The following is a 16522-nucleotide window of genomic DNA, read 5'->3' as shown; positions in this document are numbered from 1 at the left end:
GCCGCGGCCTTCGCGCGGTTCAGCGCCGCCCGTGCGACCTCCGACGCCGGCGTCAGCCCCAGCTGCTCGGCGATCGGCCGGGTCGGGTCCACCGGCCGCGGCGCCTCCTGCTCACCCGGCACGGGACACCGTGCCGTCCAGGACGTCGACCCGCGCACCCTTGAGCTCGGAAGGGACGTCCTCCCCGACCGCAGCGGTCACCAGGACCTGCTCGGCCCGGCCGACGAGCTCGGCCAGCCGGCCACGACGACGCTGGTCCAGCTCGGCGAACACGTCGTCCAGGACGAGCACCGGCTCGGTCCCCTCACCCCACCCGGCGACGGCGTCGTCCTCGGTGCCGTGCGTGAGGAGCTCGAACGACGCGAGCCGCAGAGCCAACGCGAAGGACCACGACTCCCCGTGGCTCGCGTACCCCTTGGCGGGAAGACCACCCAGGTGCAGCAAGAGGTCGTCACGGTGCGGGCCGACGAGGTTCACGCCCCGGTCGATCTCCTGACCGCGCACCCGGGCCAGCGCCTCGAGGATCGCGGCCTCCAACGCGTCGGTGGTGGCACCCACGTGCGGGACCTGCGGCTCGGCGTCCACCGGTACCTGACCCGAGGGGGCCACCAGCGACGAGCGGTACCCCGTCACCGCCGCCCCCTGGCCGCCGCTGACCTGCTCGTACGCGCGTGCCACGTGCGGGCGCAGGTGCTCGACCAGCCGCACCCGGGCCGCGAGCACCTGGGCACCGACCTGCGCGAGCTTCGCATCCCACACGTCCAGGGTCCGCAGGTCCGGCGGAGCGCCCCTGCCACGACGCGCGCCACCCGCCGACTTCAACAACGCCCCGCGCTGGCGCAGCACCCGGTCGTAGTCGGTCAGCACCCCCGCCAACCGGGGCGAGACCTGCACCGCGAGGTCGTCCAGGAACCTGCGGCGACCGTCCGGGTCGCCCTTGACCAGCGCCAGGTCCTCCGGCGCGAACAGCACCGTCCGCACGATCCCCAGCACGTCCCGCGGCCGGCGCACCGGCGACCGGTTCACCTGTGCCCGGTTGGCGCGCCCCGGGTTCAGCTCCAGCTCCACCAACGTGGACCGGTCGCCGCGTGCCACACGCAACCGCACCACCGCGCGGGGCGCCCCCGCCCTGACCAGGGCCGCGTCGGAGGCCACGCGGTGGCTGCCGAGCGTCGCGACGTAGCCCACGGCCTCGACGAGATTCGTCTTGCCCTGCCCGTTGGGTCCCACGAAGGCGGTCACGCCGGGTCCCAGGGTGAGGTCGACCTGCTCGTAGGAGCGGTAGTCGGTCAACGACAGGTGGCTCACGTGCACGTGCGGCTCACCCTGGAGGTACGGGACGGGTGGCGTGCCCACCGAACTGCTGACGCAACGCAGCCACGGCCTTCATCGCCGGGGAGGCGCCCTGGCGCGAGGCGAACCGCGCGAACAGCGCCGCAGAGATCACCGGGAGCGGGACGGCACGGTCGATCGCCTCGTCCACCGTCCACCTCCCTTCGCCGGAGTCCTCCACGAAGTCGTCGATCGTCCCCAGCTCGGGGTCCTCCTCCAGCGCCGCGACCAGGAGGTCCAGCAACCACGAGCGGACCACGGTCCCACGGCTCCACGCCTTCATCGTCCCGGTCACGTCCGTGACCAGGTCCTGGGCGGTGAGCAGCTCGAACCCCTCGGCATAGGCCTGCATCAGCCCGTACTCGATGCCGTTGTGGACCATCTTCGCGTAGTGCCCCGCACCCACGCCGCCCGCATGCACGAAGCCCTCGTCCCGAGGTCCGTCCGGCCTGAGGGCGTCGAACACCGGCATGAGCAGCGCGACGTGCTCCTCGGACCCGCCGGCCATGAGGCCGTACCCGTTCTCCCGTCCCCAGACGCCACCGGAGACCCCCACGTCGACGTACCCGATCCCGCGCCGTGCGAGCGCCTCGGCGTGCACACGGTCGTCCCCGTAGTGGGAGTTCCCACCCTCGACCACCACGTCACCGCTGCTCAGGAGTCCGGCGAGCTCGTCGACGACGGCCCGGGTCGGCTCCCCGGACGGCACCATCACCCACACCACCCGGGGCCCTGGACCCAGCGCCCGGACCAGCTCAGGCAGGGTCGCGACGTCCGCGACGGACGGGTCACGGTCCATCCCGGTGACGTCGATGCCGCGGCCACGCAGACGTGCGCGCATGTTGGCGCCCATACGTCCCAGTCCCACCAGGCCGATGTGCACGGGTGCCTCCTCGGGTCGCGTTCCCCCAGTCTCAGCCGGGTCCGGTCAGGACGCGAACCGGATCGGCACCAGCAGGTACCGGTACCGGGTGTCGTCCTCGCCCTCGAGCGAGCCCTGGCCGGTGAACTCCACCGGCTTGCTCGGGTGGGTGAACGAGAGCCGGACGAAGTCCGTCGACAACGCACCCAGACCGTCCAGGAGGAACTGCGGGTTGAACGCCACGGTGATGTCCTCGCCGGTCAGAGCCGCCTCCAGGGCCTCGGACGCCTGCGCGTCGTCGCCCTGACCGGCGTCCAGCACCACCTGTCCCTCGCTGAACGCGAGACGGATGGGGGTGTTGCGCTCGGCGACCAGGGAGACACGTCGTGCCGCCTCGGTCAGAGCCTGACGGGGCACGACCGCGTGGATCGGGGTCTCGTCGGGGAACAGGCGACGCACCGCGGGGTAGTCGCCGTCGACGAGGAGCGAGGTGGTGTGTCGTCCGCCGGCCTCGAACCCGATGAGGTCCACCCCGGCCCCGGTCGACAGCGCGACGGTGACCTGGTCCGACCCACCGAGGGACTTGGCGGCGTCCGACAGGGTGCGGGCACGCACCAGCGCGACGGCCTCCATCCCCGGAGTCGCCGGGTGCCAGCTGACCTCGCGCAGTGCCAGGCGGTAGCGGTCGGTGGCGAGCATGGTGATCTTCTCGCCCTCGATCTCCATACGCACACCGGTCAGCAGCGGGAGGGTGTCGTCCCGGCTGGCCGCGACGGTCACCTGGGCCACGGCCTCGGTGAGCTCACCGCCCGGGATCGTTCCCACGACGTCCGGCATCGCGGGCAGCGCCGGGTACTCGTCCACGGGCATGGTGAGGAGCGTGAACCGGCTCGCCCCGCAGGTGACGGTGACCTTGGAGCCCTCGAGCACCACGTCCACGGGACGAGCGGGAAGCGCCCGGGAGATCTCGGCGAGCAGGCGGCCGGAGACCAGGACGCTGCCAGCCTCGACCACGTCGGCGGCGATCTGGGAGCGGGCCGAGACCTCGTAGTCGAAGCTCGACAGCTGCACGACACCGGTGGAGTCCGCCTCGAGCCGGACACCGGCGAGGACCGGGACCGGTGGTCTGGTGGGCAGGGAGCGCGCCGTCCATGTGACCGCCTCGGCGAGGACGTCGCGTTCGACCCTGAACCTCATCTGCGATCCCTTCGGCAAACGTGCGAGGACCGGCACCGTGCGGGCTCACCGAGGTCTGGTGGTCACCGGGCAGGCGCGGTCGTCCTGATCTGGTGAGCACAGTACGCGAGTGCACCGGTGCACGGCAGCACCGGGCCCGGGTCGCCGCCGGTCGCGGCTTCCTCGTCGTGCGCCAACCTTCGAAGGCGCTGTGGATCCCCTTGGAGAACTAGGTTCGTCGTTGTCATCGGTGTTGTGGAGAGTGTGGAAAGCCCGTCCGGTCCCAGGTCACGTCCTCGCCGGTGGTGTGGACCGGGTGGGGACGGCCCTGTCGACAACCCGGCGGGGCGGTGGATCGTCATCAGGAGTCCACCGGCCGTCCACCGAATGGTGGGTTCTCGTCCACACCGGGACCGGGGTCTGTCCACTGCCATCCACAGGTATGTCCACAGGTGTGAACATCGCCGTCGAGGGGAGTCACCCGCGGTGTTGCTGCTTGATCCTGTTGGTGAGCTCGGTGACCTGGTTGTAGATGGACCGCCGCTCGGCCATCAGCTCGCGGATCTTCCGGTTCGCGTGCATGACGGTCGTGTGGTCCCGGCCCCCGAACTGCTGCCCGATCTTCGGCAGGCTCATGTCCGTCAGCTCCCGGCACAGGTACATGGCGATCTGGCGTCCGGTGACCAGCACCCGTGACCGGGACGAGCCGCACAGGTCGTCGATGGACAACCCGAAGTAGTTCGCGGTCTGGGCGATGATCGCCGCAGCGGTGATCTCGGCGGTGTCCTCGTCGGTGATGAGGTCCTTGAGCACGATCTCGGCCAGGGCCAGGTCGACCTGCTGGCGGTTGAGGTTCGCGAACGCGGTCACCCGGATCAGCGCACCCTCGAGCTCACGGATGTTCGTCGAGATCTTCGAGGCGATGTACTCCAGGACGTCGTCGGGCGCCTGGAGGTTCTCGTTGCCGGCCTTCTTGCGCAGGATCGCGATCCGGGTCTCGAGGTCCGGTGGCTGGACGTCGGTGATGAGGCCCCACTCGAAGCGGGACCGCATGCGGTCCTCGAACCCGTTGAGCTGCTTGGGCGGGAGGTCAGAGGTGATGACCACCTGCTTGTTGGCGTTGTGGAGCGTGTTGAAGGTGTGGAAGAACTCCTCCATCGTCTGCTCCTTGCCCTGAAGGAACTGGATGTCGTCGATGAGGAGCAGGTCCACGTCCCGGTAGCGGCGCTGGAACGCACCTGCTCGGCCCTCGCTGATGGAGTTGATGAAGTCGTTGGTGAACTCCTCGGAGTTCACATACCTGACCCGCACGCCCGGGTACAGCGAGAACGCGTAGTGGCCGATCGCGTGCAGCAGGTGGGTCTTGCCCAGTCCGGAGTCGCCGTAGATGAACAGCGGGTTGTAGGCCTTGGCCGGCGCCTCGGCCACCGCGACCGCAGCGGCGTGCGCGAACCGGTTGGACGAGCCGATGACGAACGTCTCGAACAGGTACTTCGGGTTCAGACGCGCCGGCTCCACGTTCTGCTTCTGCGCCCGCCCGCCCCCGGTGTCGAACGAGAAGGGCCGGGTGGGGCGAGGTACGTACTGCTCGTCGTCGTCCTCCAGCTGCTCGGACGGCACGGGTCGATGCTCCGGGCCCTGGACGGTGTGGCCCTCGGCGCGGCCCGCGGTCTGCGCCGAGGGCGCGCGTCCGTCGACGTCCAGCGCGGGATCGACCGTCACCGCGAACCGCACCTGCTGGTCCAGCACCGCGCTCAGCGCACGGGTGAGCTCGGTGCGCACGCGTGACTCGAGGTAGTCCTTGGTGAACTCGTTGCCCACGGCCAGCAGGACGGTGTCGTCCAGCAGGCCCATGGGGCGTACCAGCCGGATGAACGCCAGCTGCTGGGCGCTCGTGGCCGGGTCGCCCTCGATCCGGCTGATCGCCTGGTCCCACACCTCGGCGATCGGGAGGTCCTGTGCTGGCACCTGCATGCTCCTGACGCTTGCGTTCGACGGCCGGGGATCCGTGCCGAAGACTCGCATGGTGAGCCACGATCCACACCTTTGTCCACAAGCTGTGTGCTCAGGCGGACCAGGCATGACACCGCTGATCTTGTGCGGTGGGCGTGCTCGACGGAGCGGGGAGGTCACTCCCCGTCGTCCACAGGTTGGGGACAAGTCAGGGGATGACCGGGCTCGTAGGGGCCGGGAAGCGTCCGGCAAGGGGCACGGAGGGTTCCAGCGGTCAGGGTTTGACCGGCTCGACCAGGCCACGTATCGTTGCCAAGCCGTTCTGAACGGCTCCGATTCGTGTGCCCGCACGCGAGACGGCTTGGCTCCCCACCAGTGATGCGCCGGTCGGTGGAGCCCAGTACGCCCGAGTGTCCGTCGAGCCGACGGTGACCTGAACCGACGTAGTGGAGTCTGACGTGTCGAAGCGCACTTTCCAGCCGAACAACCGGCGCCGGGCCAAGACCCATGGGTTCCGTCTGCGCATGCGCACCCGAGCCGGCCGGGCGATCCTCGCGGCACGGCGCCGTAAGGGCCGTACCGAGCTGTCCGCCTGACCCGAGGTGCTGCCCGCCCACCTGAGGATGCGCCATGGACAGGAGTTCAGGGCCACCATCAGGCAGGGCTCCCGTGCCGGCCGTGACACCCTGGTGGTGCACTGCCGTGCGGGTACCGGCCGTACCGGCAGCCACGTCGGGCTCGTCGTCGCCCGCTCCGTCGGGAACGCCGTGGTCCGTAACCGGGTGAAGCGGAGGTTGCGCGCAGTGGTGCTCGCCGACATCGACGCGCTGCCCACGGGCAGCGACGTCGTCGTGCGTGCGCTCCCACGGGCGGGCACGAGTGCCTACGAGCAGATCGCCGCGGACTACCAGGGCGCGCTCCGGGCGGCCGTCGCGCGCTCGTCCTCGCGGGCGGCCCGGTCATGACCGCACCCGCCGCCGCCGTGACGACGCGGCCCGCGCAGCGCCACCGCCGGGGATGGCGCACCGTTCCGCGCCTCCTGCTGCTGCTGCCGCTCCGGTTCTACCAGGTGTTCGTGTCACCGCTGACAGGGCCCACCTGCCGGTACTACCCGAGCTGTTCCCAGTACGCCGTCATCGCGGTGCAGCGCCATGGCGCCGCCCGCGGGGCGTGGCTCGCCGTGCGGCGGCTGGGACGATGCCACCCCTGGACGGCCGGCGGCGTCGACGACGTCCCCCCAGCCCGCGGGTCCGACCTGCACGACCTGCCCGACGGGTACGACGCACCATCCACGAGGAGCCCCGAGCGATGAGCTGGATCGACACAGTCCTGATGCCGCTGAAGGTGGTGGTGGCCTGGATCATGGTCCGGTTCCACGACCTGTTCGTGGTGCTGGGGATCCCGGGGGAGACCGGCCTCGCGTGGGCGTTGTCCATCGTCGGTCTGGTCATCGTGATGCGGATCGTCCTGATCCCGCTCTTCGTCAAGCAGATCAAGGCCTCCCGTGGGATGCAGCTGATCGCACCGGACCTGCAGAAGATCCAGAAGAAGTACAAGGGCAAGTCCGACCCGGCCTCGCGTGAGGCGATGAGCCGGGAGACCATGGAGCTGTACCGCAAGCACGGGACCAACCCGTTCGCGTCCTGCCTGCCGATCCTCGCGCAGTCCCCGATCTTCTTCGCGCTGTTCCGCGTGCTCTACAACATGCCGCGGCTCGCGATGGACCCCGACGAGGAGAACGCCTACCCGCGGGACCAGATCGGACCGCTGACGCGTGACCTCGCGGACGAGTTCACCGAGGCCACGCTGTTCGGCGCGCGCCTGTCGGACTGGTTCCTGGCGTCGGACGAGATGAGCGTCAAGATCGTCGCGGCCGTCCTCATCGTCGCGATGTCCGCCACGACGTTCTTCACCCAGAAGCAGCTGACGCAGAAGAACATGCCGGCCACGGCCCTGCAGGGCCCGATGGCCCAGCAGCAGAAGCTCCTGCTCTACCTGCTGCCGTTCATCTTCCTGGTCACGGGCGTGAACTTCCCGATCGGTGTGCTGATCTACTGGACGACGACGAACCTGTGGTCGATGGGGCAGCAGTTCTACGTGATCCGCCGCAACCCGACCCCGGGCTCGGAAGCCGAGCGTGCGCTCAAGGAGCGACGCGCCAGGAAGGCAGCGGCCAAGGGCATCGTGCTCGAGGAGGACAAGCCAGCCCCGGCGCCCGAGAAGCCGCGTGGCCAGCGACAGCAGCCCAAGCGCAAGGACCGCGCCAAGGGGGCGACGCCCGCGGGTTCGCCCACCGACGAGACCGGACCTGCACCGGCGGGCGACCCGGACGCCGGCGGTGGCACGGACCGCGCGGCCGGGGGCGACAAGCCGTCCGGCGGCGGCGCGCAGCAGGGAGGCTCGGGTGGACCCAAGCCGACTGCGGGGGCGAAGAAGAAGCGCAAGGGCAAGGGTTCGTCCGGCCCCACGAGATGACGGCGGCCAGTCCGTCCGGTCCGAAGGAGACAACCATGAGTGACACGACGGCCTCTGCCGACGCCAACGACAGCGACCTCACCCGCCGCCTGGAGGAGGAGGGGGAGATCGCAGCGGACTACCTCGAGGAGCTGCTCGACATCGCCGACCTGGATGGCGACATCGACATCGATGTCGACCACGGGCGGGCCGCGGTCGAGATCGTCTCGGAGGACGGCTCGGACACGGCGCTGCGCCGGCTGGTGGGCACCGACGGTGAGGTCCTGGATGCGGTGCAGGAGCTGACGCGCCTGGCCGTCCAGGCGAAGACGGGCGACCGGAGCCGGCTGATGCTCGACATCGCCGGGTTCCGGGCCAGGCGCCGTGCGGAGCTCACGGCGCGGGCCGAGGTCGTCATCGCCGAGGTGAAGGAGACCGGCGCGCCGGTGGCGATGGAGCCGATGAACCCGTTCGAACGCAAGGTCGTCCATGACGCGGTGGCGGCGGCGGGCCTCGTCTCGGACAGCGACGGCGTGGAGCCCGACCGGCACGTGGTGGTCCGTCCCGCGGGGGAGTAGGTCTCATCCGTCCCTGGGACGGTCGCGGTTCGCGGGGCGCGTGTCCACGGGGCACGCGCCCCGCAGCGTTTCACGTGGAACCATGCCCGGGCGGCCGTGTACCGGGAGTGCCGACCAGCAGGGCACGACGACCACGTCGAGCCTCTACCAGGTGGAGAGTCAGATGCAGGGAGAAGAGCTGCTGTGAGTGATCCGCATCAGGCGCCGGGCATCGGTCCGGCCGTCGGACTCGATGCGCTGCGCGCGTACTTCGGGGACGCCTTCGAGCAGGTGCGCGGATTCCACGACCTCCTGGCAGACGCTGGGGTGCAGCGCGGCCTGCTCGGTCCACGTGAGGTCGGTCGGCTCTGGGACCGCCACCTGCTGAACTCCGCGTCGGTGGTCCAGTTCCTCCCTGAGGACGGCCCTGTGGTCGACGTCGGCAGTGGCGCAGGCCTGCCGGGCATCGTGATCGCTGCGATGAGGCCCCGCACCGAGGTGGTCCTGATCGAGACCATGCTTCGTCGCACCACCTGGCTGGAAGAGGTGGTGAGCGAGCTCGGCCTGCCCAACGTCCGGGTGGTCCGCGGGCGCGCGGAGGAGATGCATGGCCAGGTCGAGGCAGCCGCGGTGACCGCTCGTGCCGTCGCTCCTCTCGACCGCCTGGCACAGTGGTCGGTGCCTCTCTTGCGACAGGGAGGAGCGCTCCTGGCCCTCAAGGGCCAGAGGGCGGCCCAGGAGGTGGAGGACGCCGCGTCGGTGCTCACCGCCCTGGGGGTCGGTGAGGAGCGGGAGGTCCTGGTGGCTCCGACGATCGACGGCGTGGAAGCGACAACCGTGGTCCGGATGGTCCGCGCGCACGTGAGGACGACGGTGCAGGGCACCGCGGACGCGCGGAAGGGCCGTCGTCGACGCGCTCGTTGAGCACCGCGGCAACGGTGGCAACACCGTCCGGCGGCGGGGCGGTGACGGTGGGGCCTGTGCGGCTGGCAGGATAAGGACACACGATGACAGGAGACGTGGTGGATCATCAGCACGCCTTCCCCCCAGACGGTGTTTCACGTGAAACGGCCGGGTGGACGGAAGAGGAACGCAGGGCAGCGCTCATCGAGAGCCTGCCCGCAGTGGACGAGTCGACCCCACTGGCTGCCCAGCTCGCCGCTGACGCACGTCGGCGGATCGACCTCGCCGGCCGGAGGTTCCCGCGTCCGGACCGCACGCGCGTGTTCACGATCGCCAACCAGAAGGGCGGGGTGGGCAAGACCACGACCGCCGTGAACCTCGCTGCGGCCCTCGCGCAGTCCGGCCTGCACGTGCTGGTCATCGACAACGACCCCCAGGGCAACGCCTCGACTGCGCTGGCGATCGAGCACCGCGCCGGTACCCCCTCCGTCTACGAGGTGCTCGTCGAGGGGGAGGACCTCGCTGAGGTCATCCAGGACGTGCCGGAGATCCCACGCCTGCAGTGTGCGCCGGCCACGATCGACCTCTCCGGTGCAGAGATCGAGCTCGTGTCGCTCGTCGCCCGTGAGAACCGGCTCCGCAACGCGATCGACGCGTACCTGGAGCATCGCGACCGCGTGGGGCTGCCGCGGCTGGACTACGTGTTCATCGACTGCCCACCGAGCCTCGGCCTGCTCACGGTGAACGCGTTCGTCGCCGCCCGGGAGGTCCTGATCCCGATCCAGTGCGAGTACTACGCGCTGGAAGGCCTGAGCCAGCTGCTCAAGAACGTCCAGCTGATCCGGAACCACCTGAACCCCCGGCTGCACGTGTCGACGATCATCTTGACGATGTATGACGCCCGGACGAACCTGGCGCAGCAGGTCGCGTCCGAGGTACGCCAGCACTTCCCCGACCAGACGTTGGCCACCACCGTGCCACGGTCGGTGCGGATCTCGGAGGCGCCCAGCTACGGCCAGACGGTGATGACCTACGACCCGGGTTCGACAGGTGCGCTGTCCTACCTCGCCGCAGCACGGGAGATCGCCGACCGAGGCGCGCCTGACGCCGGCTGGAGCGCCCGGACGGCAGGATCGGGCCGCGGTGCGCAGGAGCAGCCGGCCACAGCGGAAGGCATGTGATGGCAGAGAAGCGACGTGGGCTCGGTCGGGGGCTGGGTGCACTGATCCCGAACCTCCCGACGGGCGATGACCGTCCTGTCGATGTGTTCTTCCCCGGGGCTCAGCGTGAGCCGGGTGCGCACGGGGCAGTCGGACCGGCGGCCGTGCCCCTTGAGGAGGACGGCACGTCCGGGTCCGGTGTTCGCCCGGAGGTGGAGGCGGTAGTGCCGGCGGACGACGCGTCTGACCGGTCGGGGTCCGAGATGCCATCGCAGCACCCAGGTGCGCCGTTCGACGTCACGGGACCTCCGAGCGAGCCGGGGGTACAGACGGTGGGGGAGGGGAGTGGCACCGCCACCGAGCCCCCGGATGATGGCCCCCCTCCAGACGCGGTCGAGCCTGCGGTGGAGCGGGAGCTCCCCGTTTCACGTGAAACGGGCGCCCAGCATGACCTGGTTCCCGTTCCCGGCGCGCGCTTCGCAGAGGTTCCCGTCGGTGCGATCCGCGCGAACCCGCGGCAGCCACGGTCGGTCTTCGACGAAGAAGAGCTGGACGAGCTGGTGGGCTCGATCCGCGAGATCGGTGTGCTCCAGCCTGTCGTCGTGCGGCCGGTGGAGGGCGACGACGTCCAGTTCGAGCTCATCATGGGTGAGCGGAGGTGGCGCGCGACCCAAGCGGCAGGGCTCGACGCCATTCCGGCGATCATTCGCGAGACGGATGACAGCGACCTGCTGCGGGATGCGCTCCTCGAGAACCTGCACCGCAGTCAGCTGAACCCGCTCGAAGAGGCGGCTGCCTATCGGCAGCTGCTCGACGACTTCGAGTGCACGCACGACGAGCTCGCGCAGCGCATCCACCGGTCACGGCCCCAGATCTCGAACACCCTACGGTTGCTGCGGTTGCCACCGCTGGTGCAGCGGCGCGTCGCCGCCGGTGTGCTGTCGGCGGGACATGCTCGTGCGCTCCTGGGCCTCGCTGACGGCGCGGCGATGGAGCGTCTGGCGCAGCGCATCGTCGCCGAGGGGCTCTCGGTGCGTGCCACCGAGGAGATCGTGACTCTTGGCGGGGACGAGGAGAAGCCCGGACCACGTCCCCGCCCGCGGGCAGGGGATCGGAACGCCGCGCTGGATGAGCTCGCTGGGCGGCTCTCGGACAAGTTCGAGACCCGCGTGAAGATCGCCCTCGGCAAGAGCAAGGGCCGGCTCACCGTCGAGTTCGCCTCGGTCCAGGACCTCAACCGGATCCTGGCGACGTTCTCACCGGACGACCCGGGCCTGCTGAAGTGACGGTTTCACGTGGAACCGTCGATGAGAGGCTGACGGGCTGACGACGGCGCGTCACGCACACGCACGAAGGGCGGGGTTTCACGTGAAACCCCGCCCTTCGTGCGTTGAGGATCGTGGGTCAGGACTGCGCCAGAGCCGCCTCGACGATCGCGCCGTAGAGCTGACCCAGGTCGTGCCCAGCGGCGACCGCCGCCTGGGGGAGGAGAGAGGTCTCGGTCATACCCGGCGCGGTGTTCACGTCGAGCACCTGCGCCTGGCCGGCCGGGTCGAGAATGAGGTCGGTCCGTGACAGGTGACGCAGCCCGAGGGTGCGGTGCACCTGCACGGCGACGCGACAGACCTCGGCCGTGACCTCGTCCGAGAGGCGCGCCGGGGTGAAGTACTCGGTACGCCCCGGGACGTACCGCGCGTCGTAGTCGTAGGACCCGTCGGTGACGATCTCCACCGGTGGCAGTGCGTGCGGTCCGTCACCGGTGTCCACCACGCTCACGGCGACCTCGGTTCCGTCCACGGCTTCCTCTATCAGTGCGGTGTCCCCGTAGGCGAACGAGCCGACCATCGCCCGCGGCAGCTCGTCAGCGGTGCGGACGATCGTCACACCGAGTGCGGAGCCGCCCCGCGAGGGCTTGACCGCGAGCGGCAGGCCCAGGCCCGAGGTCACCGTCGAGAGCACCTGGTTCGCCCCGAGCTCGCGGAACAGGCTCTGGGGCAAGGTGACGAACCTGGGCGTGTGGAGACCTGCCGACGCCACGAGGGTCTTGGTCACGGGCTTGCTCCACGCCAGACGGCTCGCGCGCGGGTCCGCACCGACGTAGGGCAGCCCGCACATCTCGAGCACGTCCTTGACCGAGCCGTCCTCACCACTGGCCCCGTGCAGCAGTGGCCACACGAGAGCCGGGCGCACCTCGTCCAGGAGGGGCAGGAGGTCGGCGTCGACGTCGTGGACGGAGACGTCCACACCCGTCGACCGCAACGCCTCGGCGACCCGTCGGCCCGACCTCAGCGACACGTCGCGCTCGTGCGACAAGCCTCCGGCAAGGACCAGCACCGTGGGCCCGCTCATGCGAGGTCCGGGGCGGGCGGCTCGACGATCCGGCGCTCGGGCCCCGTGCCCGTGCCGAAGATCTCCACCAGCTCACGCTCGGCAGAGATGACCCCGGCGAGCCGCCGCACACCTTCCCGGATGCGGTCGGGTGTGGGGTAGCAGAAGGACAGTCTCATGTGATCGGCTCCCTGACCGTCGGCGTAGAAGGCAGTACCGGAGACGTAGGCGACCAGCGCGGTGATCGCCCGCGGAAGCATCGCCTGGGCGTTCAGACCGTCCGGGAGCCGGACCCACGTGTAGAAGCCGCCGTCCGGGACCGTCCAGGACGCATCCGGGACGTGCTCCTTGAGGGCACCGATCATCGCGTCCCGCCGCTCCCGGTACATCTCACGGAAGGACTTGATCTGCCCCTTCCAGTCGTGCTCGGTCAGGTACGTCGAGATCGCGAGCTGTGACGCGTTGGACGGGCACAGGATCGCGGACTCGCTCGCGAGGACCAGCTTCTCGCGGACGGCGTGCGGCGCCACCGCCCATCCGACGCGGTACCCCGGGGCGAAGGTCTTGGAGAAGGACCCGAGGTAGATGACGCCGTCGGCCTCCATCGACCGCATCGCGGGCAGTGGGTCACCGGAGAAGCCGAGCAGACCGTACGGGTTGTCCTCGACCAGGAGGACACCGTGACGACGGGCGATCTCCAGGATGCGGGGCCGACGTTCGCGGCTGAGGGTCACCCCGGCAGGGTTGTGGAAGTTGGGCACCGAGTACAGGAACTTCACCGTCCGGCCCTGTGCCGCCAGCCGGGTGAGCGTCTCTTCGAGGGCCTCGGGCACCAGGCCGTGCGCGTCGAGCGGGACGTGCACCACGTCAGCCTCGTAGGCGCGGAACACCCCCAGGGCGCCCACGTAGCTGGGGGCCTCGGCGACGATCACGTCCCCGGGGTTGATGAACAGCCGGGTCACCAGGTCCAGCGCCTGCTGGGAGCCGGTCGTCACGACGACGTCGTCGGGGTGGGCCGAGATCCCCTCCAGGCGCATCACGTCCAGGATCTGCTCACGCAACGTCTGGTCGCCCTGGCCGGAGCCGTACTGCAGGGCCGTCTGGCCACGGCTGGCCACCAGGCGTTGCGCCGACTCGGCGAGGTCGTCCAGGGGCAGACCGGCGAGGTTCGGCATGCCGCCGGCGAGCGAGACGACCTCGGGCCGGTTCGCGACGGCGAACAGTGCGCGGATCTCTGACGCGCGCATCCCGTGGGTGCGGTCGGCGTAGGAGCCGAGCCACGGGTCGAGACGGGTCCCGCTCGGCGGGCGTTCCACTGGGGCGGCGCTGCCGGAGGCAGGAGTCACCTGCCCCATCCGGTCGCCGTGATCGGGTGTCATGCGCCGAGTCTGCCACGTGCGCACCTGCAGGCGGTGGGCATTTCACAGCATGACGACGGCCCGGCCCCTCGAGAGGGACCGGGCCGTCGTCATGCAGGACCTCAGGAGGACAGGACGTCCTCGATCTCGGTGACCAGAGCCGGCTTGGGACGTGCGCCGACGATCTGCTTCACGATCTCCCCGCCCGAGTAGATGTTGATCGTGGGGATCGAGGTGATCCCGTAGGCCGCGGTGACCTCGGGGTTCTCGTCCGTGTTGAGCTTCGCGACCGTCAGACGGCCTGCGTACACGTCCGACAGCTCCTCGAGGACGGGCGCCACCTGCCGGCACGGGCCGCACCACGGCGCCCAGAAGTCGACCAGCACGGGGACGGTCGACTCCAGGACCTCGGACTTGAAGGTGGCGTCGGTGACGGGAACGGTGCTCACAGGGTCTCCTCGATCTTCTCGGGCAACGACTCGGGGCTGGGGGGTGCGACGGCGTCGACCAGGGACGCCAGGAAGTGCTGGGCGTCGAGCGCGGCGGCGCAGCCCGTACCGGCCGCGGTGATCGCCTGCCGGTACACGTGGTCCACCAGGTCACCGCACGCGAACACGCCCTCGACGTCGGTCCCGGTGCCGCGGGCACCGTCCTGCCCGACGAGGACGTACCCGTTCTCGTCCAGGGCGATCTGTCCGTGCAGCAGCTCGTTGCGGGGGATGTGCCCGATCGCCACGAACAGCCCGGTGGCGTCCAGGTGCCGCTCGGCACCGGTCACCGTGTCACGCAGCGTCAGGCCGGTGAGCTTGCTCTCGCCGTGGATCGCGACGACCTCGCTGTTCCACGCGAACTCGATCTTGGGGTCCTGGTGCGCACGGTCGGCCATGATCTTCGAGGCGCGCAGCTCGTCGCGCCGGTGGACCATCACGACCTTCTCAGCGAAGCGGGTCAAGAACGTGGCCTCCTCGACGGCGGAGTCACCCCCACCGACGACGGCCACCGTCTGCCCGCGGAAGAAGAACCCGTCGCACGTGGCGCACCACGACACTCCGTGACCGGACAGGCGCTTCTCGTCGGGCAGGCCCAGCTCCCGGTAGGCCGACCCGGTGGCGAGGATCACCGCGCGGGCGCGGAGCACGTCACCGTTGCCGGTGCGGATCGTCTTGACGGGGCCGGTGAGCTCGGCCTCGACGACGTCGTCGTACATGATCCGGGCGCCGAACCGCTCGGCCTGCTTGCGCATGTTCTCCATGAGCTCCGGGCCCATGATCCCGTCGACGAACCCGGGGAAGTTCTCCACCTCGGTGGTGTTCATCAGGGCGCCACCGGCGGTCACCGCACCTGCGACGACCACCGGGTCCAGGCCCGCGCGGGCCGCGTACACCGCGGCGGTGTAGCCCGCCGGGCCCGAGCCGATGATGACCAGGTCGCTGGTCTGTGTCACTGCGTCCTCGATTCGTCGCAAGCGTGTTCTCGTCGTGTCAACGCCGCCCGTGCCCGTGGTGTTCCGCGGCGGCAGCGGTCAGGACAGCTCGACCAGGTAGAGCTCGACCCGGTTGCGGCCGTCAGGGGTCTGGGGAAGCTCGGTGAACCAGAAGACCAGGTGCTCGGCCTCGACGGGCTCGTCGAACTCGTACACCGTGCCGGGGCCCATGGGACCCGAGGCCAGGACCTCGCCCTCGGTCGGCGTCTGGGGGTCGGTGGCACGGATCTCGACGTTGCCACCGGACCCGTTGATCTCGAGCATCACGGACTGGACCATCGCCGGCTCCTCGAGCGTGACGGCGTAGCCGATGCCGTCCTTCATCCCGTACGTGGGCGAGACGTACGTGCGGGTGAGCCAGTACGTCGTGGGGTCACCGTCCAGGGCCCGGTCCACGGCATAGGGGTGCTCGTCGCCGTCGCCCTGGGGGTCGAGCTGGACACCGGAGGCGATGACCGGTGGGGCGGTCGGCTCCTCGGGCTCCTCCGGCTCGGGTTCCGGCTCCGGCTCGGGCTCGGGCTCCTCCTCGGTCTCGGTCGGGCTCGGGGTGGGGGTGCGGTGCTCCTGCACGTTGCCGAACCCGTCCGTTCCCCCGATCGGTGGCGCGGGGGCGGTCAAACGGTTGAACGCGAAGATCATGCCGATCAGCACCAGCAGCGCGACCCCGCCGAGCACGAACGGTGTGGGATCGAACCGGCGACGGGTGAGCGCTGCGAGCGGCTGGCCGTCGCGCTCTTCGGGTGGCTGCGTGCGCAGGACCGCCGTGTCCCCGGCGGCGGGGGACCCGGGCAGCGGCGGTTCGAAGCCGGAACGACCCGAACCCGGGGCGACGCTGGGTGGACGTGCCTGCGTGCCCTCGTCCTGAGCGTCACGCACCGAGGACCACGACACGGGGACGGGGCGCCGAGGCGCCGGCGCGGGCGGGCCGTCCTGCTTGGCGGTGGCGTCGGTCGCTG

At 70.3% G+C, this 16522-nt stretch carries 16 protein-coding genes and 1 pseudogene; 8 read left to right on the top strand and 9 right to left on the bottom strand.

The genetic code is table 11. The annotated features are described in order from the left end of the window. Positions 1-111: 111 nt before the first annotated feature. From recF to dnaA, 4 genes are all read right to left on the bottom strand, one after another. Entirely contained in the window at positions 112-1314 is a 1203-nt protein-coding gene (gene recF / locus N869_RS06920) for a DNA replication/repair protein RecF (RefSeq protein WP_035059591.1), read from the bottom strand. A 7-nt stretch (positions 1315-1321) separates the two neighbouring features. Beyond that, positions 1322-2215 (bottom strand): phosphogluconate dehydrogenase (NAD(+)-dependent, decarboxylating), encoded by an 894-nt coding sequence (gene gnd / locus N869_RS06915; RefSeq protein ID WP_035059581.1) that lies wholly within the window; start codon positions 2213-2215, stop codon positions 1322-1324. Between the two features lie 45 nt (positions 2216-2260). Further along, the gene (gene dnaN, locus N869_RS06910) at positions 2261-3391 is read right to left on the bottom strand and encodes a DNA polymerase III subunit beta (RefSeq protein ID WP_035059579.1); all 1131 of its coding nucleotides are present in this window, start codon (positions 3389-3391) and stop codon (positions 2261-2263) included. Between the two features lie 456 nt (positions 3392-3847). Continuing rightward, a complete protein-coding gene (gene dnaA, locus N869_RS06905; protein WP_035059577.1) occupies positions 3848-5344 on the bottom strand; it encodes a chromosomal replication initiator protein DnaA in 1497 nt (498 codons plus the stop codon). 437 nt (positions 5345-5781) lie between these two features. Here dnaA and rpmH point away from each other — a divergent pair, with 437 nt between their 5' ends. From rpmH to N869_RS06870, 8 genes are all read left to right on the top strand, one after another. Next, positions 5782-5919: a 50S ribosomal protein L34 gene (gene rpmH, locus N869_RS16910; protein WP_034225701.1), complete on the top strand. Its 138-nt coding sequence runs from the start codon at positions 5782-5784 to the stop codon at positions 5917-5919. A 6-nt stretch (positions 5920-5925) separates the two neighbouring features. Then, positions 5926-6288, top strand: a complete 363-nt coding sequence (gene rnpA / locus N869_RS06900; RefSeq protein WP_035059575.1) for a ribonuclease P protein component — start codon at positions 5926-5928, stop codon at positions 6286-6288. Beyond that, positions 6285-6635: a membrane protein insertion efficiency factor YidD gene (gene yidD / locus N869_RS06895; RefSeq protein ID WP_052105180.1), complete on the top strand. Its 351-nt coding sequence runs from the start codon at positions 6285-6287 to the stop codon at positions 6633-6635. Before rnpA ends, yidD begins: the two co-directional genes overlap by 4 nt. Beyond that, the gene (yidC, locus tag N869_RS06890; RefSeq protein WP_035059573.1) at positions 6632-7798 is read left to right on the top strand and encodes a membrane protein insertase YidC; all 1167 of its coding nucleotides are present in this window, start codon (positions 6632-6634) and stop codon (positions 7796-7798) included. Before yidD ends, yidC begins: the two co-directional genes overlap by 4 nt. A 35-nt stretch (positions 7799-7833) precedes the next feature. Further along, entirely contained in the window at positions 7834-8355 is a 522-nt protein-coding gene (locus N869_RS06885) for a Jag family protein (protein ID WP_156968404.1), read from the top strand. A 183-nt stretch (positions 8356-8538) separates the two neighbouring features. Further along, on the top strand, positions 8539-9258 hold the full coding sequence (gene rsmG / locus N869_RS06880; protein ID WP_232229641.1) for a 16S rRNA (guanine(527)-N(7))-methyltransferase RsmG: 720 nt from the start codon (positions 8539-8541) through the stop codon (positions 9256-9258). A 200-nt stretch (positions 9259-9458) separates the two neighbouring features. Continuing rightward, positions 9459-10418: a ParA family protein gene (locus tag N869_RS06875; protein WP_332248754.1), complete on the top strand. Its 960-nt coding sequence runs from the start codon at positions 9459-9461 to the stop codon at positions 10416-10418. Next, a complete protein-coding gene (locus N869_RS06870; protein ID WP_035059569.1) occupies positions 10418-11683 on the top strand; it encodes a ParB/RepB/Spo0J family partition protein in 1266 nt (421 codons plus the stop codon). Before N869_RS06875 ends, N869_RS06870 begins: the two co-directional genes overlap by 1 nt. A 118-nt stretch (positions 11684-11801) precedes the next feature. On the opposite strand, the gene N869_RS06865 is transcribed toward N869_RS06870, so the two are convergent. From N869_RS06865 to N869_RS06845, 5 genes and pseudogenes are all read right to left on the bottom strand, one after another. After that, on the bottom strand, positions 11802-12746 hold the full coding sequence (locus N869_RS06865; protein WP_035059567.1) for a D-alanine--D-alanine ligase family protein: 945 nt from the start codon (positions 12744-12746) through the stop codon (positions 11802-11804). Then, positions 12743-14080 (bottom strand): aminotransferase-like domain-containing protein, encoded by a 1338-nt coding sequence (locus N869_RS06860; protein ID WP_052105181.1) that lies wholly within the window; start codon positions 14078-14080, stop codon positions 12743-12745. Before N869_RS06860 ends, N869_RS06865 begins: the two co-directional genes overlap by 4 nt. A 125-nt stretch (positions 14081-14205) precedes the next feature. Next, complete coding sequence (gene trxA / locus N869_RS06855; RefSeq protein WP_035059563.1) at positions 14206-14532, bottom strand: thioredoxin; 327 nt, start codon at positions 14530-14532, stop codon at positions 14206-14208. Then, complete coding sequence (gene trxB / locus N869_RS06850) at positions 14529-15539, bottom strand: thioredoxin-disulfide reductase (protein ID WP_156968405.1); 1011 nt, start codon at positions 15537-15539, stop codon at positions 14529-14531. The genes trxA and trxB overlap by 4 nt, the downstream gene beginning before the upstream one ends. Positions 15540-15605: 66 nt before the next feature. Then, positions 15606-16522: pseudogene (locus N869_RS06845) on the bottom strand (hypothetical protein); the annotation flags it as partial.

It is taken from the genome of Cellulomonas bogoriensis 69B4 = DSM 16987 (assembly GCF_000767165.1).
Classification (GTDB): Bacteria; Actinomycetota; Actinomycetes; order Actinomycetales; family Cellulomonadaceae; genus Actinotalea; species Actinotalea bogoriensis.
The sequence above is the reverse complement of the archived record's forward strand: the minus strand, read 5'-3'. Positions and strand labels throughout refer to the sequence as shown.

What these genes read in the sequence shown, in the direction of transcription:
- dnaN (WP_035059579.1), bottom strand. Translation starts at nt 3,391, where the DNA reads ATGAGGTTCAGGGTCGAACGCGACGTCCTCGCCGAGGCGGTCACATGG.
- dnaA (WP_035059577.1), bottom strand. Translation starts at nt 5,344, where the DNA reads ATGCAGGTGCCAGCACAGGACCTCCCGATCGCCGAGGTGTGGGACCAG.
- yidD (WP_052105180.1), top strand. Translation starts at nt 6,285, where the DNA reads ATGACCGCACCCGCCGCCGCCGTGACGACGCGGCCCGCGCAGCGCCAC.
- yidC (WP_035059573.1), top strand. Translation starts at nt 6,632, where the DNA reads ATGAGCTGGATCGACACAGTCCTGATGCCGCTGAAGGTGGTGGTGGCC.
- N869_RS06885 (WP_156968404.1), top strand. Translation starts at nt 7,834, where the DNA reads ATGAGTGACACGACGGCCTCTGCCGACGCCAACGACAGCGACCTCACC.
- N869_RS06870 (WP_035059569.1), top strand. Translation starts at nt 10,418, where the DNA reads ATGGCAGAGAAGCGACGTGGGCTCGGTCGGGGGCTGGGTGCACTGATC.
- N869_RS06865 (WP_035059567.1), bottom strand. Translation starts at nt 12,746, where the DNA reads ATGAGCGGGCCCACGGTGCTGGTCCTTGCCGGAGGCTTGTCGCACGAG.
- N869_RS06860 (WP_052105181.1), bottom strand. Translation starts at nt 14,080, where the DNA reads ATGGGGCAGGTGACTCCTGCCTCCGGCAGCGCCGCCCCAGTGGAACGC.